This window comes from Vibrio sp. S17_S38 (genome assembly GCF_014694375.1).
Classification (GTDB): domain Bacteria; phylum Pseudomonadota; class Gammaproteobacteria; order Enterobacterales; family Vibrionaceae; genus Vibrio.
The window spans coordinates 36719-59901 of record NZ_JAAUWW010000012.1 but is presented as its reverse complement, the minus strand read 5'-3'; the positions used below and the strand labels follow the sequence as shown (position 1 = coordinate 59901).

19 protein-coding genes and 1 riboswitch are annotated in these 23183 nt (G+C 40.3%); of the genes, 11 read left to right on the top strand and 8 right to left on the bottom strand.

Annotated elements, in window-relative coordinates; translation table 11 throughout:
• Positions 1-22: 22 nt before the first annotated feature.
• Positions 23-913, bottom strand: a complete 891-nt coding sequence (locus HC725_RS10765; protein ID WP_190331820.1) for a YvcK family protein — start codon at positions 911-913, stop codon at positions 23-25.
• 262 nt (positions 914-1175) lie between these two features.
• Positions 1176-1357, top strand: a riboswitch (molybdenum cofactor riboswitch).
• Here HC725_RS10765 and moaA point away from each other — a divergent pair.
• The 4 genes from moaA to moaE all read left to right on the top strand — a co-directional run bounded on the left by moaA (position 1346) and on the right by moaE (position 3698).
• The gene (gene moaA / locus HC725_RS10760) at positions 1346-2401 is read left to right on the top strand and encodes a GTP 3',8-cyclase MoaA (protein WP_190331819.1); all 1056 of its coding nucleotides are present in this window, start codon (positions 1346-1348) and stop codon (positions 2399-2401) included. (Overlaps the previous riboswitch by 12 nt.)
• An 88-nt stretch (positions 2402-2489) precedes the next feature.
• Positions 2490-2966, top strand: a complete 477-nt coding sequence (gene moaC / locus HC725_RS10755; protein WP_190331818.1) for a cyclic pyranopterin monophosphate synthase MoaC — start codon at positions 2490-2492, stop codon at positions 2964-2966.
• A gap of 14 nt (positions 2967-2980) precedes the next feature.
• Positions 2981-3226, top strand: coding sequence for a molybdopterin synthase sulfur carrier subunit (gene moaD, locus HC725_RS10750; protein WP_190331817.1), 246 nt, complete (start codon positions 2981-2983; stop codon positions 3224-3226).
• 1 nt (position 3227) lies between these two features.
• Entirely contained in the window at positions 3228-3698 is a 471-nt protein-coding gene (gene moaE, locus HC725_RS10745; RefSeq protein WP_190331816.1) for a molybdopterin synthase catalytic subunit MoaE, read from the top strand.
• Positions 3699-3847: 149 nt separating this feature from the next.
• Here the strand turns inward: moaE and HC725_RS10740 are convergent, their stop codons facing one another.
• Positions 3848-6382 carry a glycosyl hydrolase family 18 protein gene (locus tag HC725_RS10740; RefSeq protein WP_190331815.1) on the bottom strand — a complete coding sequence of 845 codons (2535 nt, stop codon included), beginning with the start codon at positions 6380-6382 and terminating at the stop codon, positions 3848-3850.
• Between the two features lie 612 nt (positions 6383-6994).
• Between HC725_RS10740 and HC725_RS10735 the strand changes: the two genes are divergently transcribed.
• From HC725_RS10735 to HC725_RS10710, 6 genes are all read left to right on the top strand, one after another.
• Positions 6995-8617 carry an ABC transporter substrate-binding protein gene (locus HC725_RS10735; RefSeq protein ID WP_190331814.1) on the top strand — a complete coding sequence of 541 codons (1623 nt, stop codon included), beginning with the start codon at positions 6995-6997 and terminating at the stop codon, positions 8615-8617.
• A gap of 727 nt (positions 8618-9344) precedes the next feature.
• The gene (oppB, locus tag HC725_RS10730) at positions 9345-10265 is read left to right on the top strand and encodes an oligopeptide ABC transporter permease OppB (protein ID WP_190331813.1); all 921 of its coding nucleotides are present in this window, start codon (positions 9345-9347) and stop codon (positions 10263-10265) included.
• Positions 10266-10280: 15 nt separating this feature from the next.
• A complete protein-coding gene (oppC, locus tag HC725_RS10725; RefSeq protein WP_190331812.1) occupies positions 10281-11183 on the top strand; it encodes an oligopeptide ABC transporter permease OppC in 903 nt (300 codons plus the stop codon).
• Between the two features lie 15 nt (positions 11184-11198).
• The gene (gene oppD, locus HC725_RS10720) at positions 11199-12167 is read left to right on the top strand and encodes an ABC transporter ATP-binding protein (protein WP_190331811.1); all 969 of its coding nucleotides are present in this window, start codon (positions 11199-11201) and stop codon (positions 12165-12167) included.
• On the top strand, positions 12167-13216 hold the full coding sequence (gene oppF / locus HC725_RS10715) for a murein tripeptide/oligopeptide ABC transporter ATP binding protein OppF (protein ID WP_190331810.1): 1050 nt from the start codon (positions 12167-12169) through the stop codon (positions 13214-13216). The genes oppD and oppF overlap by 1 nt, the downstream gene beginning before the upstream one ends.
• A 298-nt stretch (positions 13217-13514) precedes the next feature.
• Positions 13515-14516, top strand: a complete 1002-nt coding sequence (locus HC725_RS10710) for a LacI family DNA-binding transcriptional regulator (RefSeq protein ID WP_190331871.1) — start codon at positions 13515-13517, stop codon at positions 14514-14516.
• 83 nt (positions 14517-14599) lie between these two features.
• Here HC725_RS10710 and HC725_RS10705 read toward each other — a convergent pair whose 3' ends face one another.
• The 6 genes from HC725_RS10705 to HC725_RS10680 form a co-directional block, all read right to left on the bottom strand.
• Positions 14600-15697 carry an ABC transporter ATP-binding protein gene (locus tag HC725_RS10705; protein WP_190331809.1) on the bottom strand — a complete coding sequence of 366 codons (1098 nt, stop codon included), beginning with the start codon at positions 15695-15697 and terminating at the stop codon, positions 14600-14602.
• Positions 15698-15751: 54 nt separating this feature from the next.
• Positions 15752-16618 (bottom strand): carbohydrate ABC transporter permease, encoded by an 867-nt coding sequence (locus tag HC725_RS10700; protein WP_446751365.1) that lies wholly within the window; start codon positions 16616-16618, stop codon positions 15752-15754.
• Between the two features lie 16 nt (positions 16619-16634).
• Complete coding sequence (locus HC725_RS10695; RefSeq protein ID WP_190331807.1) at positions 16635-17615, bottom strand: carbohydrate ABC transporter permease; 981 nt, start codon at positions 17613-17615, stop codon at positions 16635-16637.
• A gap of 149 nt (positions 17616-17764) precedes the next feature.
• A complete protein-coding gene (locus tag HC725_RS10690; RefSeq protein ID WP_190331806.1) occupies positions 17765-19006 on the bottom strand; it encodes an extracellular solute-binding protein in 1242 nt (413 codons plus the stop codon).
• A 49-nt stretch (positions 19007-19055) separates the two neighbouring features.
• Entirely contained in the window at positions 19056-20060 is a 1005-nt protein-coding gene (locus HC725_RS10685; RefSeq protein ID WP_190331805.1) for a LacI family DNA-binding transcriptional regulator, read from the bottom strand.
• 457 nt (positions 20061-20517) lie between these two features.
• A complete protein-coding gene (locus tag HC725_RS10680; RefSeq protein ID WP_190331804.1) occupies positions 20518-21723 on the bottom strand; it encodes a carbohydrate porin in 1206 nt (401 codons plus the stop codon).
• 537 nt (positions 21724-22260) lie between these two features.
• Between HC725_RS10680 and HC725_RS10675 the strand changes: the two genes are divergently transcribed.
• Complete coding sequence (locus tag HC725_RS10675; protein ID WP_190331803.1) at positions 22261-22917, top strand: MalM family protein; 657 nt, start codon at positions 22261-22263, stop codon at positions 22915-22917.
• Positions 22918-23183 lie beyond the last annotated feature (266 nt).

Sequence of the window (23183 nt, the reverse complement as noted above, 5' to 3'; positions counted from 1 at the left end):
TATACTGTGTCCGGAAGTTCGTTTATTGCAAAATGATTTTCTCAATTTCCTGCTGTAATTTCTTACGATCGTGCCGCCATTCGTGATTTGGTGATGCTAAATTCACTTCAATACATTGATAATTCGCTTTGAGTTCATCGCTAAAGTTTTCACCTAGTAGAATATCCACCTTTCGTCCACCGCAAGCTCTTTGACACCATTGGAGTCTTTTTTCGAGAGTCATCATACCCGCAGGCCCATATTCATTATCGAGATTATCGATAAAGACCACTTTGGCTTGGGTTCGTTCAGCAATCGCTTTGCCTAATTCTGGCAGTAATAATGGAGGCATTATACTAGTTAGAAAACTTCCAGGGCCAAGAATAATGCAATCGGCTTCTTGGATTGCCTGAATGCCCTCATCTGTCGCAGGGACTTCAGGCTCTACATACAATCGTTGCAAAGGTTCCGACATATCATCGACGTTAGTTTCACCTCGAACCCATTTACCTGAGATTGAAAGAGCAGTGAGATCGGCTGGGTGTTCCGACATTGGTACGATATTAACTTCAACTTGCAACATGTCTCGGATCAAATTAATCGCTTCAAGAGGTCGAATAGACAGGTTATCTAGGGCTGTTAGCATCAGGTTGCCTAAATTATGCCCATTGAGTTCTCCCGCTCCACGAAAGCGATATTCAAACATCATTGAGCTTGTTGTCGGCTCTGTGATTAACTGATTAATGCAGTTACGTGTATCGCCCCAAGCTATTCCGCCTTGGCATTGTCGGATGCGACCAGTTGAGCCGCCATTATCGGTTGTGGCAACAATACCCGTAGCGTTGGCCCCAAAATCTTTTAAGGCGGCTAGTATTCGGCCTAAGCCATGCCCACCACCAATAGCGACAACTTTGTTTTTTTTATGAATAGTCATAGAAAAGTTCTTATGTGAAGTAGTACCTAATTAAAACAATAACGTAAATTATACTTATCTTACTTGAAGCCGCAGATTTGTTGACTATGTCCACTTATCTCAACAGCTTTAAGTATGAACTTACTATTTATTCGCGTTTCTTTGATTTGGATTACTAAATATAACGGTCTTAGCCTGAAATGGGTATGGAAAAAATCACGTTTCTTGCGTAGACTTTATTAATATTCTTACCAATCGATTATTCAGTAATGAAGCTTCGATTGTTATGTCATAACTCCGAGCTTTAATCACTAAGTTCATTCTTTATTTGATCAATGTCGTTAACGTCATCCGAATAATGAAAGCTGGATAGGTTTTTAAAGCCAGTGACAATAATTGTCACCAGGGTTTGTTTAGAAATGAGCATTCCTCCCGTATTTGGAAAGGTGTTTCGTGACCCAATTAGTGAATCTATATACTCCTCAAGAAAAGGAGGGTTTTTGGGACTCTCCGACTTCAGGTTCTGCGGAATTTGTCGATAATTTTCAGCGTAAGTTTTATTACTTGCGTCTGTCGATTACTGACGTCTGTAATTTCAAATGTACCTATTGCTTACCGGATGGGTATCATCCAACTGGCCGTAAAAATTCATCTTTTTTAAATCAATCTGAGATCAAACGTGTTGTTAAAGCGTTTGCTGATTGTGGGACTACAAAAGTCCGTTTAACTGGTGGTGAGCCGAGCCTACGCAAAGATTTTACCGATATTATTGGCAGTGTTGCTCAAACTCAAGGCATTGATAAAGTCGCGACAACCACTAATGGTTATCGTATGGCAAAGCAAGTTGACGCATGGAAAGATGCTGGTCTTACTCATATTAATGTGAGTGTCGATAGTCTTGATCCTAAGTTATTCCATCAAATTACGGGTGAAAACAAATTCCATGATGTGATGAATGGTATTGAACGAGCATTTGAAATCGGTTACCAGCAAGTCAAGGTTAATGTGGTTTTGCTTAAACAACTTAATGGCCAGTCATTACCGAGTTTTCTTCATTGGATTAAAACAAGGCCGATTCAATTACGTTTCATAGAATTGATGCAAACCGGTGAGATGGATACCTTGTTTAAAGAGCAACATCAATCTGGTGTTAGTATCCGTAATCACTTGATTGCGAATGGTTGGTTACTAAAAATTAAAGAAGCCAATGACGGTCCTGCGCAAGTATTTGTTCATCCTGATTACCTTGGTGAAATAGGTCTCATCATGCCGTATGAGAAAGGCTTTTGTGAAACCTGTAACCGCCTTCGAATTTCAGCAACGGGTAAACTACACTTGTGCTTGTTTGGCGAACATGGTGTGGAGTTACGTGATTTGCTTGAACAAGATCAGCAAGAGGGGGCTTTGATTGAGCGAATTCAAGGCGCCCTGAAAACCAAATCTGTAAGCCATTTTTTACAAGATGGTAATACTGGTATGACGCCTCATTTAGCCTCCATCGGTGGATAAATCTACTCTTCTTTTTCTCTATATTTTCACGCTCATATTTTACCGTTAAGTAATGGTTCAATATGAGTGTTGCGACAGGAATTTTAACGTGGAAAAACTTACACACATTAATGCTTCAGGTGAAGCGAATATGGTGGATGTCTCTGCCAAGCAAGAAACGGTTCGCGAAGCCCGCGCAGAAGCATGGGTGAGCATGTCAGCAGAGACATTACAGCTAATTGTTTCGGGTGATCATCATAAGGGCGATGTTTTTGCGACGGCGCGTATTGCTGGGATCCAAGCAGCAAAAAAAACGTGGGATTTGATCCCGCTGTGTCATCCTTTATTGTTGACCAAAGTAGAGGTGCATTTACAAGCACTACCAGAAACTAACCAAGTGCGAATTGAATCTTTGTGCAAACTTACCGGTAAAACTGGCGTGGAGATGGAAGCCTTAACCGCCGCATCAGTTGCCGCATTAACAATCTATGATATGTGTAAAGCAGTACAAAAAGACATGGTCATTGGTAATGTCCGTTTACTTGAAAAAACCGGTGGAAAATCTGGTCATTTCAAAGCGCTATAGATAAGGTTTTTAATATGATTAAAGTATTATTTTTTGCTCAAACTCGTGAGCAAATTGGTGAAGACAGTATTAATGTCGATACCAATAATATTACTGCTGATGCGTTGCGTGAACAGCTTTGTCGAAAGGGTGGGCAGTGGCAACAAGCGCTACAAGCAGGTAAGCTGTTAGTCGCGATAAATCAAGATATGGTTTCGATGGAAACGTTGGTGAGATCGGGTGATGAAGTGGCCTTTTTTCCACCGGTGACCGGAGGTTAGTATGAGTGATTTGAACTCATTTGAAATGGTTTCAGTGCCTTATGACGATTTTGATGTTGGCGAGGAATACGCTCAGTTGGCTCAAGGAACTCAAGCGGGCGCGGTCGTAACGTTTGTTGGTAAAGTCCGAGATATGAATTTAGGCGATAATGTTACAGGTTTGAGTTTGGAGCATTATCCAGGCATGACAGAGCGCTCATTGATTAATATTTGTGAACAAGCCAAACAACGTTGGCCGTTATTGAAAATCCGAGTGATCCATCGTGTGGGTGATTTAGATTTAGGTGATCAAATTGTATTTGTGGGTGTATCAAGTGCACATCGTAATGCGGCATTTGAAGCATGTGAATTTGTGATGGATTACTTAAAAACACAAGCGCCATTTTGGAAAAAAGAACGCACAGGCGATGGTGTTCGCTGGTTAGAGTCACGAGATTGTGATGCTAAAGCTGCTGAACGTTGGATAAAATAAAAGATAGACTAGTGAATCTTGCTTAAAACTGAGTAAATGAAAGCCTCTGGTTGTTTAATCCCAGAGGCTTTTTCGTTGTGTTAATTTTGCAAATAATCGTATTAACAATTTGTATATTAACGACTTGTTAGTCGATTATCTCGGGTACTTTAGTTGCAACTTGCAGCACCAAGGTTTTTCCAGACACCCCATTCACCTGTTTGAGATGGATTTTCACCGGTTGTCCACCATTTTGCTTCATAGAGTGTTCCACCAGATGTGACTTGATCACCGCCCGAATAAACCGCAGCCGTATCCCATTCATTATCACAAGTTGGATCTGGCTCTACCGTACCAGTGGTTTTCAATATCACAACAGAGGTCGAAGTTGAGCTAGACAACTCTCCATCGCTAACCGTAACGGTAAAGTTCAAGGTGGTATCTACATCGTATTCACCCGCTACGAAGTTGATGCTAGAACCTGTTCCTGAAATACCGGTTGGTAGTGTCCAAGTGTAAGTGAGCGAATCACCTTCAGTATCCGAAGAACCCGAAGCGTCAACTACAACCGTATCGCCTGCTTGCACTTGCTCTGGAGCGGTTATTGCTGCAACTGGCGCGGTATTGTCTACAGGAACATCAACAGGGTTTACTGTTATTACTACCGTATCGCTTGCTGTTGTACCTTCGTTATCGGTCACTGTTAATGAGAAAATAAGAGTTTGTGACTCTGTCACTTCTTGTATATTAAAGCTGGCTTTAGCACTATTAGCATTGGTTAGGTTTACTGCTGTACCAGAGGTTTGTGTCCAAGCATAAGAGGCAATTGAACCACCTTTATCACTTGATTTAGAACCATCTAGAGTGACCGAGGTAGGGCCAACGACTACTTTATCCATACCTGCACTTGCTGTTGGTGCATGATTGGATGCTTCGCCCGATAAGCCTTCATGCATGGCATTAAGTATATCGCCATTATCGGCATCAATTTCCCATGAGAATAAACCAGCTAGGCCTAGGCTACGAGCGTATTGACCTTTAGCGATTACTGAGCGAGGGCTATCATAAGTTAACAATTTTCCGTTAGAGCGGTTCCATACCCAAGCGGCTTCAGCTTGCTCATCATAACCGACTTCATAGCCATTGATCCCTTGACCATTGGGTCCAACCATATTGTCTTTCAGACCTTTATAATCGATGATGCCAGCTTCCCACACACCTTGTGCTTTTGAGCCAGAAAATTTGCCACTACCTGTGCCTGTCATTGGATCGTTTGGATCAGTTAAGCTTGAAGGCATAACGCCATCCCAACCACGACCATACATAGCGGCACCCGCTACTAATTTATTAGCCGGGACGCCTTGAGCTAGTAGTGCAGTAATGGCGTTATCCACGGTATAAGCGGGGCCTTTAAATGGCTTACCTTCCGCATCAATACCTGTGCCATCACATTGGCCAGGTAACATAAAGCTACCACAATAAAGGCCAGTTTGATGTCCAGGGGCATTATTCCAACCACCGTAGAAATCGTAAGTCATGGCAAAGATATAATCCATATATTGGGAGGCTTGGCCATAATTGACATCTTCTATTTTGTCGTAGCCTGCACCAATAGCAGAAGTTAACTCATATTCTCTGCCGGTATCAGCTTCAAGCTGATCCAACATCGCACGGAGTTCTTGCATTAGTGTAACGTAAGCTGGCCCATCTTTTTGTGGGTCACCTAAGTTGGCATTTTCACCATCACCACCGGGGAATTCCCAGTCAATATCGACACCATCAAAGAACTTCCAAGTGGTTAAGAATTTTTTAACTGAAGCGACAAAAATATCGCGTTTGGATTTGTCGGTGAAAGAAAAGAAAGGATCAGAAAGAGTCCAGCCACCAACCGATGGGATAATTTTAAGATCGGGATTACGCTGTTTGAGCGCCATTAACATCCCGAAGTTTCCCTTTATTGGTGAATCATAATTTTGTCCAGCTTGTGCAAAGCTTTTTTGGTATGCAGCCCAAGGGTCATGAACGACAACATTGTAATCCGGTACGCCCTGGCAAGCTGTTTGTAGGGCATTAAAACTATTACCACCTACTGATTTTAGTGACTCATTTGGCCCACAGATTGGGATGAAGCCGTATAAGATATGGGTTAAGTTATCAACGGGAAGGTTATCGACGGTATAACCACGGTCATAAATGCCCCATTCAACGAAATAAGTGCCTACAACTGTATTTTTGTCTGTGTTGTAGCTCTTATTGTTTGGGTCGGTATTCATTACCAATGGTGCTAAGTGTGAGCCATCGGTATCTGCAATCGTTAGTGCTTCTGATTTTGATTTGGTGCAACCTGTTTCATCGCAAGCTTCGATCACCATTTGATACACACCGCCTTTAGGGTATGTAAATGATGCTTTGGTTTGGCTTCCATTGATTGGCCCTGATGCGACAACATTACCATCAAAGTAAATATTGTAAGTATTACCAGTATCGCCGCTGTATTGATTAAATATTATGTCTACTTGAGCATTGTCATGGTATTGAACCATGCTGTTATAGCCAGCAGTCGTTTCCATTGCGAGGTCAATTTTTGAAAATTGTAAATTTTTTGAACCGTACATATCTAAAGCTGGGGCTCCGGGGGCAGCACTTACGGCTGTAGAACCTAAAGCTAAAGATATTGCTACGGCGGTCAGGTTGAAACGCTTCATATCATTTCTCTTATCTATTCCTTGATTAAATCCACCGCTAAAATAGAGGAGCGATGAAAGCTGCGTAGATCATTTATCTCGCATCGATTTCAGTGTTGATGAATAGGAAAGGGGAAACAAAGTAAAAAGTGTTCTTTTTGAATCGAGTTAGAAGTAATAATTATCCAAACTTTGTCATTTCATATAAATATCGTAGAGGCTCGATATTTGATAAAACTTGTCATTTCTTTAATTGTAACTATGAAAAATTAAGCTAGCGGAATTACATCATTGGAGTTGTATTATCTTTTTTCCGGCTATTTAATAACCTGTTTTCTGATTATTTATTCTGGTTATTTTGCTTCATATGTTAATTTTTTTGGGTGAATACTCCATCATTATGTGATTTATTGAATTTTAATTCTCCTAAAAAGTAAAAGTGTCGATGAAGTTGGATTTTTTAATATTATCTATGGTTGTTAACGTTAAAGATTGATAGTGTTATCGGATCTTTATAAGGTAAATTTCCTAACTAATAGATGATAACGTTCAATTGTGATTAATTATTAGTCAAGCCTGCTGAACTTAGTATGAAGATGTCACGGATGCATATAAACCATAAATGGAGTTAAAATGAATAAAAATAAAATCACCCAAGCTTTAATGTTAACCGCTGGGTTAATGTTTAGTGCCGCTTCTCTTGCGGCGACAGTTCCTGCTGGAACGAAATTGGCCAAAGATCAAATTTTGGTCAGAGATAACGGTACAGAAGTTGCTTCAATTGACCCTCAAAAAGTGGAAGGCGTGCCAGAAGCTAACGTTATCCGTGATATGTTTGAAGGCCTTGTGATTCAAGATGGAGAAGGCAATGTTATTCCAGGTGTTGCTGAAAGCTGGGAAACTAAAGATAACAAAACGTTTATTTTCCACCTGCGCAAAGACGCTAAATGGTCAAATGGTGATCCTGTTACCGCGGGTGATTTTGTTTTCGCATGGCAACGTTCTGTAGATCCTGCCACTGCATCGCCTTATGCCACTTACCTTCAAATGGCAACCATGAAAAATGCTGAAGCAATTATCAATGGTAAAATGGACAAATCTAAGCTTGGCGTAAAAGCTATTGATGACAGAACATTAGAAGTTAATCTTGATTCGCCTGTGCCATATTTTGTTCAAATGGCCGGTCACACATCAATGGTACCAGTTAACCAAAAAGTCGTTGAAAAATATGGCGATAACTGGACTAAGCCTGAGAACATGGTCAGCAACGGTGCATTCAAATTAGAAAAATGGGTATTGAACGAGCGCATGGTATTAGTTCGTAATACTGAATATTGGGATAATAAAGATACCGTTCTTAACCAAGTAACGTACCTACCAATTGAAAACCAAGTCTCTGCAATGAATCGTTTTCTTGCGGGCGAAGTTGATATGACTTATGAAGTGCCGAATGAGCAGTTCAAGCATTTGAAACAAAAATACCCAGAGACGATTAAAAACCCGGGTTACTTATGTACTTATTATTACGGATTTAATACTAAGAAAAAACCATTCGATGATCGACGTGTACGTGAAGCCTTATCTTATGCCATTGACCGTGATGTGATCACTAAAATCCTGCTAGGCCAAGGCCAAAAACCAGCTTACGCATTAACTCCAGATGTTACCGCAGGATTTACGGCTGCATTACCTGATTATGCGAAATTGACTCAAAAAGAGCGCATTGAAAAAGCAAAAGAATTGCTGAAAGAATCAGGCTTTGACCACAGTAACCCGTTGTCGTTTAGTTTGCTTTATAACACCTCTGAAAATCACAAGAAACTTGCAGTTGCGGTTGCTTCTATGTGGAAAAAATCACTTGGTGTGAATGTTACGATTGAAAACCAAGAGTGGAAAACTTACTTAGATAATCGTCGTGAAGGTAATTATGATGTGATGCGTGCAGGTTGGTGTGGCGATTACAATGAAGCCTCAACATTCTTATCCGTATTACGTAGCGACAATAGTTCTAATGATATGTTCTACAACAATCCAGCCTATGATAAAGCATTAACAGATGCATTGGCTTCAACGGATGAAAAATCACGTAATAGTTATTATCAAAAAGCAGAAACGATGCTTGCGACTGATATGCCATTCGCACCGATTTATCAATATGTTGCGGTTCGTCAGGTGAATCCTCTTATTGGCGGTTACCCAAAAGCTAATGCGCAAGATAATATCTACTCGAAAGATCTTTATAAAATTGCTAAGTAATACGTAGCTAAAATCTAGGTTCTGCATGATATTCGTGCAGAGCCTATTTTATTTGGTTAATACTGATTTTAATCATTGAAGATCAGGATTTTTAACTAAATAAAGGAAGTATTAATAGTCGAATGAAACTTAGGTTAAAAAATCAGCTATTAGTATTTAATTTTTACTCAGTTTTGGTGTTTTGTTTTGCAACAATGCATTAACATCAAAGTATCTATTATTCTATTGTTGAATTAGTAGATTATTATATTGATTATTGTTAGGGTTAAATTCTGAAATAGTGAGATGAGCTACTAAATGGCATGGATGTTGCTTTAGCTCGTATCGGTTCGCACTTTGGATGCGTCCTATTTTAGTTATCATACAGGTCAAGGAGTCGATGTATGTATCAGAATAGAATTCAAAAATTAGCAATTTTAGTTGCCCCGATTACATCTCAATGCTTGTATTTTTTTGCTTGTAACGCACACTTGCATCGTCGCTTTACATGGCAATCAGTCGTAAATATTCCTCTCGCAATACTTCAGAACTTATCACTTTCTCATCGATTAAGTCATTATTCCCTAATTAGCATAAATGTATCTAATCGGGTTTAGTTAGAGGTGCTTAATTGTTTGAACAAGGATCGTTAGAATAGTAAACAGTATAAAATAATAACAATATAAAAAGGAATGCTTGCCCATTTTGGCAGGCTCATTATTCATTAGTCACAACTGGAAGTTATACTATGTTTAAATTCATTTTGAAAAGACTATTAGAAGCAATACCGACACTATTGGTATTGATCACAGTGTCTTTCTTTCTGATGCGTTTTGCTCCAGGTAATCCGTTCTCAAGTGAGCGCCCATTGCCGCCAGAAGTCATGGCAAATATTAATGCCAAATACGGTTTGGATAAGCCAGTATTGACTCAGTACACTACGTATTTAACCAATATTCTTCAAGGTGATTTTGGTCCGTCATTTAAGTACCAAGATTACACCGTAAACGAATTGGTTTACGCCGCATTACCTGTATCGGCTAAAGTAGGTTTCTTTGCTTTTATATTCACACTAATCCTTGGGGTTTCCGTCGGGACGATTGCAGCATTACGGCAAAATACGTGGGTTGATTACACCATTATGTCCACCGCCATGCTCGGGGTGGTGATGCCATCCTTTGTGTTGGCTCCCGTGTTAATTTATATATTTTCTATCAATCTTGGTTGGTTTCCTGCTGGTGGTTGGAAAGGCGGTGGCTTTCAATTTATGTTCCTCCCAATGGTGGGGATGTCACTTCTTTATGTGGCGACTTTCGCCCGTATTACTCGTGGCAGCATGATTGAAACACTCAACAGTAACTTTATCCGTACCGCTCGTGCTAAAGGATTAAGTTATAAATACATCGTGGTAAAACACGCACTTAAACCTGCACTATTACCTGTTGTCTCTTATATGGGGCCAGCTTTTGTTGGGATTATTACTGGTTCAGTTGTGATAGAAACCATCTTTGGCTTACCGGGGATCGGTAAATTATTCGTGAACGCTGCCTTTAACCGAGATTATTCGTTGGTTATGGGGATCACGATTTTAATTGGTTTCTTATTCATTATTTTCAATGCCATCGTGGATGTATTGCTGGCTTATATTGACCCGAAAATCCGTTACTAATCAGGGACTGATGCTATGTTAAATAAACAACAAAATATAGAAGCACTCGAAAAGTTCTCTGAAAATTTAGAGATAGAAGGTCGTAGTCTTTGGCAAGATGCTCGTATCCGCTTTATGCGTAACAAAGCGGCAATGATTAGTTTAGTTATTCTTGCTTGTATCACGCTTGCCGTTATTTTCTTACCTATGTTTGCTCATTTTGCTTACGACGATACTGATTGGTATTCATTGCAAGCTGCACCTTCTGCTGAGCATGTTTTTGGTACTGATAGCTTAGGTCGTGATTTGTATGTTCGAACCTTAATGGGCGGACGTATTTCATTAATGGTAGGTATTCTTGGTGCTTTAGTTGCCGTGCTTATTGGTACTCTTTATGGCGCAGCATCTGGTTTTATTGGTGGAAGAACCGACCGTATCATGATGCGTATTCTTGAAATTTTATACGCCGTACCATTTATGTTCCTTGTTATTGTACTGGTTACTTTTTTTGGTCGTAATATCATCTTGATCTTTGTGGCGATTGGTGCGATTGCTTGGCTTGATATGGCGCGTATCGTGCGTGGTCAAACCTTAAGCCTGCGTAACAAAGAATTCATTGAAGCAGCTTATGTATGTGGGGTGAGTAATTGGAAAATCATTACTCGCCATATTGTGCCAAACGTATTAGGTATTGTTGCCGTGTACTCAACGTTACTAGTACCAAGCATGATTTTGACTGAATCTTTCTTATCTTTCCTTGGTCTTGGGGTTCAAGAGCCAATGACAAGTTGGGGAGCATTATTGCAAGAAGGCGCACAAACCATGGAGATTGCGATTTGGCAGCTCGGGTTTCCTGCTGCATTTATGGTGGTAACGCTATTCTGCTTTAACTATGTTGGCGATGGTCTACGTGACGCACTCGACCCGAAAGACAGATAAGAACAAGGACGTATTATGAGCTTATTAGATGTAAAAGACTTACGGGTTGAATTTAAAACTCAAGACGGCATGGTAACGGCGGTCAACGATTTAAACTTCTCACTACAACAAGGTGAGACACTCGGTATTGTGGGTGAATCTGGTTCAGGTAAATCTCAAACCGTATTCGCCATCATGGGTTTGCTGGCAAAAAATGGTGTGATCACCGGCAGTGCTAAGTTTGAAGGACAAGAGATCCTTAACTTGCCTGAGAAAAAATTGAACACGATTCGCGCTGAACAAATTGCGATGATTTTCCAAGACCCAATGACGTCACTTAATCCCTATATGAAAGTTAGCGATCAGCTAATGGAAGTATTAATGCTGCACAAAGGTATGGGTAGAGCAGAAGCGTTTGAAGAATCGGTTCGTATGCTTGAGGCGGTGAAAATTCCTGAAGCACGTAATCGTATTACCATGTATCCACATGAATTTTCAGGTGGTATGCGCCAACGTGTGATGATTGCCATGGCATTATTATGTCGTCCTAAATTACTGATTGCAGATGAACCAACCACGGCTCTTGATGTGACGGTTCAAGCACAAATTATGGATTTGTTGAATGAGCTGAAACATGAATTTAATACCGCGATTATTATGATCACTCACGATTTAGGTGTAGTAGCGGGTTCATGTGACAAAGTCTTGGTAATGTACGCTGGACGTACGATGGAATATGGTTCGGTTGAGGACATTTTTTATAATCCAAGCCACCCATATTCAGAAGGTCTATTACGCGCAATTCCTCGTTTAGATTCTAAAGGTGATGTGCTGCCGACCATTCCCGGCAATCCACCTAACTTATTACGTTTACCTGTTGGTTGTCCGTATCAAGAGCGTTGCCATCGTGTGACCGAGCGTTGTGGTCGTGAAGCACCACTTTTACTTCCATTTGGTGAAGATCGTTCTCGTGCTTGTTTTTCTGATTGGGAGGGCTGGAAATAATGACTCAGTCAACATTAATTAAAGAAGGCGTAGACGTGATTCAAGATGCGCCGCAGTCGAGCACGATTGGTAAAGAATTACTGCTCGATATTAAAGATCTTAAAGTTCATTTCAATATTGCGCCAAAATCAGCATGGCCTTGGGCTAAACCGTTGAAGCTAAAAGCGGTTGATGGCGTAAACGTTCGTTTATATGAAGGTGAAACGCTTGGTGTTGTAGGTGAATCTGGTTGCGGTAAATCCACTTTTGCGCGCGCTATTGTGGGTTTGGTAGAAGCAACGGAAGGTGAAGTTCTGTGGCTAGGCCAAGATTTAACGCGTATGCAAGCGGTGCAAAAGCGTGAAAAACGCAAAGAAATTCAAATGATTTTTCAAGATCCGTTGGCGTCATTGAATCCTCGTATGAGTGTTGGAGATATTATCGCTGAACCTTTAGTAACGTTTTATCCGAAGCTGTCAAAAGTGGAAGTGAAAGCTAAAGTAAAAGCGATGATGGACAAAGTAGGCTTGCTACCAAACGTGATCAACCGTTACCCACATGAGTTTTCTGGTGGTCAATGTCAGCGTATTGGTATTGCGCGTGCTTTGATTTTAAACCCAAAAATGATCATTTGTGATGAGCCGGTTTCAGCGTTGGATGTTTCTATTCAAGCCCAAGTGGTGAATCTACTTAAAGAGCTACAAAATGAGCTTGGTCTGAGTTTGGTGTTTATCGCGCATGATTTATCCGTCGTGAAGCATATATCTGATCGAGTTTTAGTGATGTACTTAGGTAATGCGGTTGAACTGGGTGAATCGGATGCTTTGTTTGCCAACCCGAAACATCCATATACTAAAGCGCTTATGTCTGCGGTGCCGATCCCTGACCCACGTAAAGAACGAGCTAAGAAGATCCAGATGTTGGAAGGGGATTTACCATCGCCAATCAGCCCACCATCGGGTTGTGTTTTCCGTACGCGCTGTCCAATTGCTACTGTGCAATGTGCTGAGCAGAAACCGAAAATTAAAGGATCTGATGTCCATTCGGTTGCTTGTTTACTCGTTGATTAGATAGGCGTGGATTAGATCGTGTAATCGACTCGTTAAGGATTAGAATCATTCCTCTACGATAAAATATGTAGTAACAGCATAAAGCAGTGCCAAATTGGTGCTGCTTTTTATTTACCTGCAACTTCCCCCCAATGAGATAGGAATAACTTCGCGAAGATCTGCCTTACTCGGCATTTTTTAATCAACTCGATTGAGCGGTTTTCTTTTACCACCTAAAATAATTCCTAGAAAATAAAAATAATTAAAAATATAAAATATTGCTTGTTGAGGGGATGAAGTGAAAGCTAAAACAATATCTATGCCAACAGTTTATGATGTGGCAGAGCTTGCCGGTGTCTCCGCAAGCACGGTCTCTCGTTTTCTGAATCGAACGACTTTTGTTGCGCCAGAAAAAAGTGAATTAATTGAAAATGCGATTTCAACATTAGGCTATAAACCGAGTGTACGGCAAGGAGCAAAAAGTGTTACACGGACCATGACGCTAGGTGTATTGATTCAAAGTGCAGAAAGTCCATTTTCAAGCGAAATTTTGCTGGGAATGGAAAAAGCAGTCACTAGCCGCGGTTATAATCTACTCATCGCAACTGGATATTGGGATAATAAAGCTGAGACTAAAGCGATGGAGAAGCTGATGGCTCAGAAAGTGGACGGCATTATGACACTTACAGGGACTTTGAGTGATGAACAAATAAACCGTTATGCTCAAAATATACCAGTAGTATCAATTGGGCGGCAGATCGAAAGCAAGCAAGTGTCTTCCATGAAAGTGGATAATAGTATTGGAGCTTATATTGCGACTAATCATTTGATCCAACAAGGTCATAATCGAATTGTTCATTTACAAGGCATTATTAGTCATGCTGATGCTCAGCAACGATTAGAAGGTTATAAGCGTGCACTTACGGATGCTGGACTGACAATTAATGAAAAATTGATCCGCAAAGGGGAGTTTGAAATGAAAGACTCATTTGATGCGGTATGCCGTTTAATTAAAGAAAAGCATTCTTTCACTGCAATATTTGCTGCCAATGATCAAAGTGCTTATGGCGCGATGCAGGCCTTATATCAACATGGTATTCGCGTTCCGCACGATGTTTCAGTTGTGGGGTTTGATGACTTAATAATGTCGAGCTATTTTGTACCACCTTTAACGACAGTAAAGCAGCCCTTAGAAGGATTTGGGCAAGCGGCGGTATATACGTTATTAGATCTTATTAATGGGAACAAACAGCAACATCGCATTCCTCCTGTTGAATTAAAAGTACGAGATTCCACTGCTCCATACAGATTTGATTCGTAAATAAAATCGTGCCATAAATGAGAAAACCGTTACCACTGAAGTAACGGTTTTCTCAAGTTGTATCGAGGCAGTATCAACGTCAGCTATTTCTTTGTGGCAAGCGACTGTCCACTGTCTTTATCAAAGATATGCAAAGCATCTAAGTCCCATACTATATCGATAATATTGTATTTCAGATCCATCACACTGGTTTCTATGAGAAGTAACTCCTTACCGATATGTGTTTTTAATAACATGTTCGCCCCTAATAATTCTTTATCTTTTAATTCGACAGCAAAGGATTGAATATTATCATGCTCAATATGGCTGGTTTTTAAATAGATATCGGTTGGACGAATACCCACATCAACATGTTGCCCATCATGAATATTAAGTTTAAAACGATCCGGCAACGCTATTTGTGTCCCCGCAATATCTAACAGTACGCTTTCTCCACGGATGAAAATAGTGCCGGGTAAGATATTCATCGAAGGATTACCAATAAATTGTGCGACAAATTTATTAGCGGGATGACGGAATACATCTTCGGGTGTGCCGACTTGATCAATATACCCATCTTTTAAAATGACTACTCGATTGGCCAATGTCATGGCTTCGATTTGATCATGGGTAACATATATCGTTGTGGTTTTTAGCTTTCGATGCAATGCTTTGATTTCGTCGCGCATGGTGCCGCGTAATTTAGCATCAAGGTTGGAAAGCGGCTCATCAAACAAGAACACTTTCGGCGTTCTTACCATTGCACGCCCCATGGCAACTCGCTGGCGTTGACCACCTGAAAGTTCCTTTGGTTTACGATCAAGTAGGGGATCAAGCTCCAACATTTTGGCAGCTTTACGCACTTCAGCATCTATTGCAGGCTTCTTCATTCCTTTTAGTTTCAAAGCAAAAGCAATGTTTTCATACACCGTCATGTGTGGGTATAAGGCATAGCTTTGGAATACCATCGCTAAGTCGCGCTCTTTTGCATCGACATCATTAACAATGCGATCGCCAACGATGACTTCACCGCCGCTAATATCTTCAAGACCTGCTAACATGCGTAATATGGTGGATTTACCACATCCCGAAGGACCGAGAAGGACGAGAAACTCACCATCCTCTACCTTTAAATCAAACTTTTTGACCACATCAACATCGCCAAAAGACTTTTTTAGATTTTTAAATTCAACTTGTGCCATATTCTTGTCCTCAGTGATGAGACGCGCTCACCACAAACTAATATTTAATGTGGGTTAACCTTTAACTGCGCCGGATGTCAGTCCGCTGATCATTTGGCGAGAAGCAAACAAATAGAAGGTTGCGATTGGCAGGATCGAAATAAATGTTCCTAGCATCACGGCACCCCAAGGTGTATTTGGTAAGTTTTGTACTGAACGTAATGCCAAAGTAACCACATAATTTTCAGTTGAGTTGAGCACGATTAATGGCGTCAAAAAGTTATTCCAAAAGAAAACAAATTGAACAATTGCGAGTGTTGCCAGTGCTGGTTTTAGCAGTGGAAGTACAACGCTCCAATAGGTTCTAAACTCACCTGCACCATCTAATTTTGCCGCCTCTAATAACTCTCTTGGAATCGATGCAATGATATGTTGGCGCATTAAGAAAATACCAAAAGGTGTAGCGGTAAATGGCAACCACACTGCGATGGTATTATCTAATAAACCAAGAAATTGAACGGTTAAATAATAAGGAATAATACTTAGAACCGGTGGGATCATCATCGAACCCACGAGGAATCCAAAGAGCAAACTCTTACCTTTAAACTTATACACCGCAAATGCATAGCCACCCATGCTGCAAAAGAGCAGAGAGATGGTTGTACCTAAAAAAGACACTTGCAAGCTATTAAACATTGATTGCCAAAATGGCATGATTTCGAGTAATTTCTGGTAGTTATAGCCTAAGCTATCCCCGATGGCGAAACTCAGATCAACACCAAAAATTTCGGTGCGATCGCGTGTAGCGAGTAAAGCGGACCACAAGAAAGGGAACACGGTCATTACTGCTGAGATGGTCAATATTATGCCAATGATGATTAGCACGATTTTGGTAACGATCTGTCCCCAACGAATTGTCGGCTTATTGGTTGTGGTATCCATAGTGATCTCTTGCATATTAATGAGCCTCTAATCCTTTCTTACCGAAGAAGAAAAATTGTAATGCAGTCATCGTTGCGATTAAGGCAAATAGCAGCCAAGAAATAGCAGATGCCGTTCCCATTTCTAGCCATTCCCAGCCAACTTTATAGAGATACATTGAGATAGTTAAACCTGCTTGACCTGTTCCGCCCGTACCGCGAGTTAACACGAATGGTTCTTCAAATAGTTGTAAGTTGCCAATAATAGTTAACGTTATGGCAAAGAAAATAAACGGGCGGATCATTGGCAAAGAGATATGCCAAAAACGATGTAAAGCGTTAGCGCCATCCATTCTTGCCGCTTCTAAAATATCTTTAGGAATAGTCATTAAACCTGTGGTGTAGAGCACGATATTGAAACCGGTATATTTCCAGAAAACAACGAAAGCAATGGAGGGCTTTATTAAAGTGGCGTTTTCTAACCATCGAATAGGTTGGTAGTCCAGCACCCAAGAAAAAGCCCAACCAAGCCACGGGCTATGTGCGAGTGACGTTAATGTTTGGTTGATAACACCTGAGTGAGGTGAATACATATTAAAAAAGATCAGTGATACCGCAACGGTTGAGGTGATGTACGGTAAAAAATAGGCAGAGGTGAGCCAATGACGAGCTCGGTCAGAAAATGATACCAGAATGTAGGCAACAGGTATCGCGACTAAATGCTGCATGACACCAGAGGTCAGAGCTAACCAGATCGTATTTTTGAGTGATCGCCACAACCAAGGATCGGTTAATGCGACACTGTAATTATCAATGCCGACGTATTTCATAGCAGATAAACCCTCAATCGGGTTCCATGCCTGAAAACTTAAATAAACGGAGAAGAGTAGTGGGAATAGCCCAAAAACACTAAACAGCACTAAAAATGGCATTAAAAAACTGTAAGGGGTTAAGGTTTTTAATGAAAACCGAGGCCGAGGTTTAGTACTGTGATCCGCTGTTTTATTCACTTGAGACATAATGCTTGTTCTCTTGTTGAAAAATCAATAACGATGCCTTGCTGGCTTTACTTAAAGGAGGGTTAACACATATTCACTAGAATGCATGGCAGTGGATTCTACAACGTTCGGAATATGCGCTAACCAAATTAAGTTATCGGGTAGGCGAGTTACAGATTACGAGTTCGACGTTCGATCATACGTTGTGCATCGGCTAGCGCTTGTTTGATGTTTTTACCTTCATCAAGCACTTGCATTAATGCATTTTCTAAGATGATAGAACGAGCAACAGAATCCCCTTTTGACGGTACAATTGGTTTGATCTTCTTAGTGATTTCCGCAAACAACAAACGTGCTTTTTGGTTATCTAAGAAAGGAACTGGTGCTGAGAACATTGGGTCATCATAAGTGGTTACATTGGCTGGGAAGCCGCCAATAGTTGCAAAGTGCTTCAGTTGAATATCACGACGAGTGGTCATGTATTTAATGAGTTCCCATGCTTCTTTTTGATGTTTACTTTGTTTTGGAATAGATAAGAATGAACCACCCCAGCTACCATAAATACCGTCTGGTAGCATAGATACGCCCCATTTACCGGCAGTTTTTGGTGCGATCCAGTTTTGTAAATGACCTAGCAGCCAAGCGCCTGAAAGTTGAGTGGCAAACGTACCTTTACGGAAGCCCTCGTACCATTCGTTGCTCCAAGCTGTGATATGCGCGTCTAGCCCTTTATCTCGGATCTCTTTAGCAACAGTGAAAGCTTTAACAAAGCGAGGGCCAGTAACTAAAGGCTTTCCTTTTGCATCAAAATACAAGCCTTCATTCTCACCCACAGTGGTATAAATAATGGTTTGCGCCACATCAGCTGCATCGGCGATTAAGAAAATCCCCTTTTTCTTTAGGTCTTCACCGAAAGCAATGTAGCTATCCCAATCTGTAATGACGTTATCAATATTGTCACCGGTATCTTTTAGTAAATCGCGGCGGTAATACATTACGCCAGGACCTAAATCGATCGGCATACCATACAAGTTGCCTTTAGGATCTTGTCCTTGTACCCAAGCATAAGGGGCGAAATCTTTTTGATATTGATTAGCATTAAACTTCTCAGACAAGTTAACTAAACCGCCGGAGGATACAAAGTCTCCCACTTTTTCCACATCAATAACCACAACATCCCCCGCACCAGAACCGGTGGCAAGGTTAGTCAGTAATTTTTTATGATGGTCTTCGTGGTTATTCATCAAGTAATCAACATGAATACCCGTGTTTTTTTCAAATTCAGGCAGGATGACTTTTAAACTGCTATCAAAGTCAGGGAAACCATCAAAACGGATTTTTTCTTCCGCATGAACAGCATTAATAGTTCCGGCTGCCATTATGGCAGTGAGGGTTATAGATTTAAGATTCATAATCGTTTCGTCCTTAAACTGTTATTGGTCTTAATGGCTGTTGTTATTGTTATAGAGGTGCAAGCGCCATTGTTGATTCACGTATAACTAAGGTTGGTGTGAATTTAAATTGCACATCCGGTTTTTGTTTATTCAGTTTTTGTAAAATTAGGTGTACTGCTTCGACACTCATTTTTTCTATTGGATAATGAACGGTAGATAGTGGTGGAGTGATATATTGGCTAAAAATAATGTTGTCGAATCCCATCACGGAAATAGAATGTTCACCATTTTTAGCGTTATTATTGAGTGCCTCTAATGCCCCTATGGCCATTAAGTCGTTACAACAAAACGCAGCAGAGAAATCAAGGTTGCGATTGAGTATTTTCTCCATTGCTCGCGTTCCTGTTATTTCGGTAAACCCTGCTTCAGCCACTAATCTAGGATCATAACCAATATTCGCTTCTTCAAGTGCAGTTCGATAACCTTGTAAGCGAGCCCTAGCATCGGGTTTAGATAATGGGCCAGTAATACAAGCAATTTGACGATGGCCTAACTCTATTAAATATCGAGTAGCAGATTTCCCGCCTAATTCGTCATCTAACTCAATGCAACCTGAAGCGAGCTCGGGAATTGAACGACCTAAAATTACAATCGGCAAATTTTGTTTTTCTAAATCAATCAAATAGTCATCTGAGAGAAATGAAGTGTAAAGTAAAAGCGCATCAACTCGACGGCTGAGTAAAAACTCTACCGCTGTTTGTTCTGTTTGAGCGCTATGAGCACCAGAGGTGACGACTAACTGGTAACCTAACGATCGTAAAGTTTCTTCTATGCTACTCATTATATTGCCGTAATAAGGACCTGAAAGTTCAGGTATCACCAACCCGACACTTCCTGAGCGATTTTGGGCTGAGGAATAAGCAATAGAGGTTGGGCGATAATTAAGCTCTTGAATGGCTTTTTCCACTTTTAATTTTTTATCATGACTAACTCGACTGCTTCCGTTCACCACGCGTGAAACGGTGGCTTGTGAAACGCCAGCGAATTCTGAAACTTGTTTAATTGTCGTCATAGAAAGCCTTTACTACCTTTAGTCGCTATGTGGTGAGTCATAATTTGAAATGCCAACCCAAAAAATCTTTTATTCTTTGTCATGTTGAGATTTTAAGTAGTAAATGTGTTCTAGCGTGAGAGTTAACTCATCGTTAAATTTGTTGTCTTGATATATTGCTTCAAAGCATGAAAGCGGAAACACAATTCAACGATGTCATGAAATAATTCAGCTTTGTTTCATGGTGACTAGATTAGAGCCCACATCAAAAAAAGCCTCTCTGGGTAGCCAGCTGCGCTACCCAAAAAGGAATGAAAATTAAATTCATTTGAAAGGATTATTATTAAGTAAAAAGTTAGAGTGAAATTAACTTTTTATAGGGTTGTTAGGTTTACTAGATTCTTAGGCGCTCGAATGTTGAGCGCCTAGTCTTCATTGGTTTACAGCCAGTACGATTGGCTTACCACCAGTGTTATTTTTACCACCATGCTTCGAACATAGCGCCAAAGGTTAGGGCATCAGAAGAGCCTTCTTTTGCGTTATTATTGGCTAAGTAGTCAGTATCAAGTTGGCCGTAAGTGGTGTAGAAGCGCAGCATTGGACGAGAACCCATTAAGCTTCCTAGACCAATGTTTTGAGAAAGAGTGGCTTTCCAAGATGAGTTAGTACCTAAGTTATCGCCAAACTCTACCTGATCGTAGCCAAGCTCAAGCCAAGTGCTCATGCGGTCATTCCAACGGTATCCAGGGCGGATAACCGCTTGGTTCCATTTTTCATCCGTGCCACTTGTGTTACTTGCTAAGTCACTGTCTTCATGACTTAACGCGTATTCCATTAGAATATTGTTGGTAAAATCGATTTCACCTTGCATGAAGATACCTAAAGTATCACCGTCTTGACCTGCGTTATTGTCTAAGATTTGGCTACGAGTACCGTTACCGTAACGAACTTGGAATTCGTTCCAACCGTTTGCCCAAGTGAGACGATAAATTCCCGCTAATTGGTAAGCAGTATTATCATCCGTGTCTGTCGTGATACCAGCATCTTTATCTGTTGTTTGGCCATTACTAAAACCCATGTTGGCATGAAAGCGAAGGCTTTGGTTATCGGTAAGCATAATATCGTGTAAGTTGGTGGTTAATGCATAACGACCATTACGACCTTTATCACCCGCAACAACTGCGAAATCCAATTTGGCAAAGTTCAGGTTTAGGTTATCAACACCAGCACCCGTACCATCATTTTGCAGTGTGTAGTAATCGTTCACGCCAAGTTGTTCACGATCATTGAATCGTTGACCTGCCCAAATATAAGCATCTGGTTGAGTGGCAAAAATACCGCTACCACCCGCATAAGCTTGTGAAATACCAGTTGGGTTACCGTTATAGCCATCATCAAGCATGACAGCGACATCCCATTTCATATCGTCTTTTATGAAAGCTTTATTTAATTTGAACTCGAAACCATTACCTTCATTCCCTAGTCGACCTGTTTTCGCATATTGACTACCGGCAGTTTGTATAACGTTAATACCATTTTGTAGAGAGCCATTAAGAGGAGCTTCATTCGTGTAACCCGCACCGTAGCGTGCGTATCCAGTGAATGAGAAACTGTCATCGGCCTGAGCAGTAAGTGGTAAAACGGTAGCAGCAGCAAGAGCTAAAGCCAGAGTGGATCTTTTCATATAATTTCCCTTTATGTGTCACTTAGTTATGGTTTTTATAATATGTCGCTGGTTTTTAAGTACTGGGAAAATTATACGAAGTGAAAGCGTTGAAACTTTTGAATAGAATCACACTGAGTTATTTAGCTTACGAATCATGAAACCTAAAGCATTCACGATAGATGTTAATCAGATCACATTTATCAAGCATGACATTTATGAAACCGGTTACTTAATCACGAATTTTAACCAAAATAGGCATTTTAGATGGGGTCGTAACGGTCGATGATAATGCGGTTATTTCATGAAATAAGTATTTTTATGTGAGTTTAATCACCAAACTACAGTGGTAGGGCTAGCAATGAATCGGCAGTCTTTGTGAAATAATTCAACATAAAGAAAGATTTCATTTTTATGTCGGTGAGTGAATTTAGTAAGTTGCAACTTTGGCAAAAAAATCGCAATCTGTATCAATAAAGAAAGCTTCAATAGACGATAAAATAATAATTTACGTTTAAATAAGAATAAATAAAAAATGAATTCATACAGGGAACACAAATGAAAAAAATTCTTGCCTTAAGTGTGTTGTTAGCATTGGCTGGTTGTGCAGATCAAAATGGTCATATTTTCAATCCCAAACTATTTGGGCCCGATGATGCGAGTGCGGTCAAAACAGAAGAAGTACAGACAGTCTCAAATTTAAAGTCGGTGAAAATAACAACGGACTCATTTTCTGATGTGAGTGCGACTTATCTTAACTCGAATAAAACCGTGCCTTTTAGCCTTTCTTTGACGGATTCGGTTATGCAATTGCCGTCAGGAAAAACTTTAGTTAAATTATTTGCATTGCCTCAACTCGAATTCGACCAAGGCATTCATGTGATGAGTGAAGCAAGAGAATTTGTTTTTGTGCCTTACATGCAATTTTTAGATGCCAATTTTAAGCCTATTCATGAAGAGTTCTCATCAACTTATAATGAAAAAAATGACCAGTTTGAAATAGTGGCGCCAGTAGATGATATGGCAAAATCGATTCGTTATGTGGCTGTGTACAGTCACCAAGATGAATATGGTAAACAGAGCCCGTTATATGATGCGGAACAGCAATATAATAAAGAGAATGGTGTTGATACACCTGCGAAACCATGGTTAAAGACCACACATGCGCCAATGGGAAATCTCACCATTAAGATTGAGCGCATAGAAGGTCAATAAAAATAACGTAGTAGTCGATAAAATTTAACGGTATTTCATTTCTTAAAAGAGCAACGTTTGTGTTGCTCTTTTTTATTGATGGCCAATAATTTTTTAATGTAGGTTTTCATAACGTTCTACCATACTGTGTTAATCAGTTAATCAGTTAATCAGTTAATCAGTTAATCAGTTAATCAGTTAATCAGTAAGTGAGGCTTTGATATAAACACGCTTATTTAAATACAGTTACTGAAATATAGTTACTTAAACACAGCCACTTAAATTGG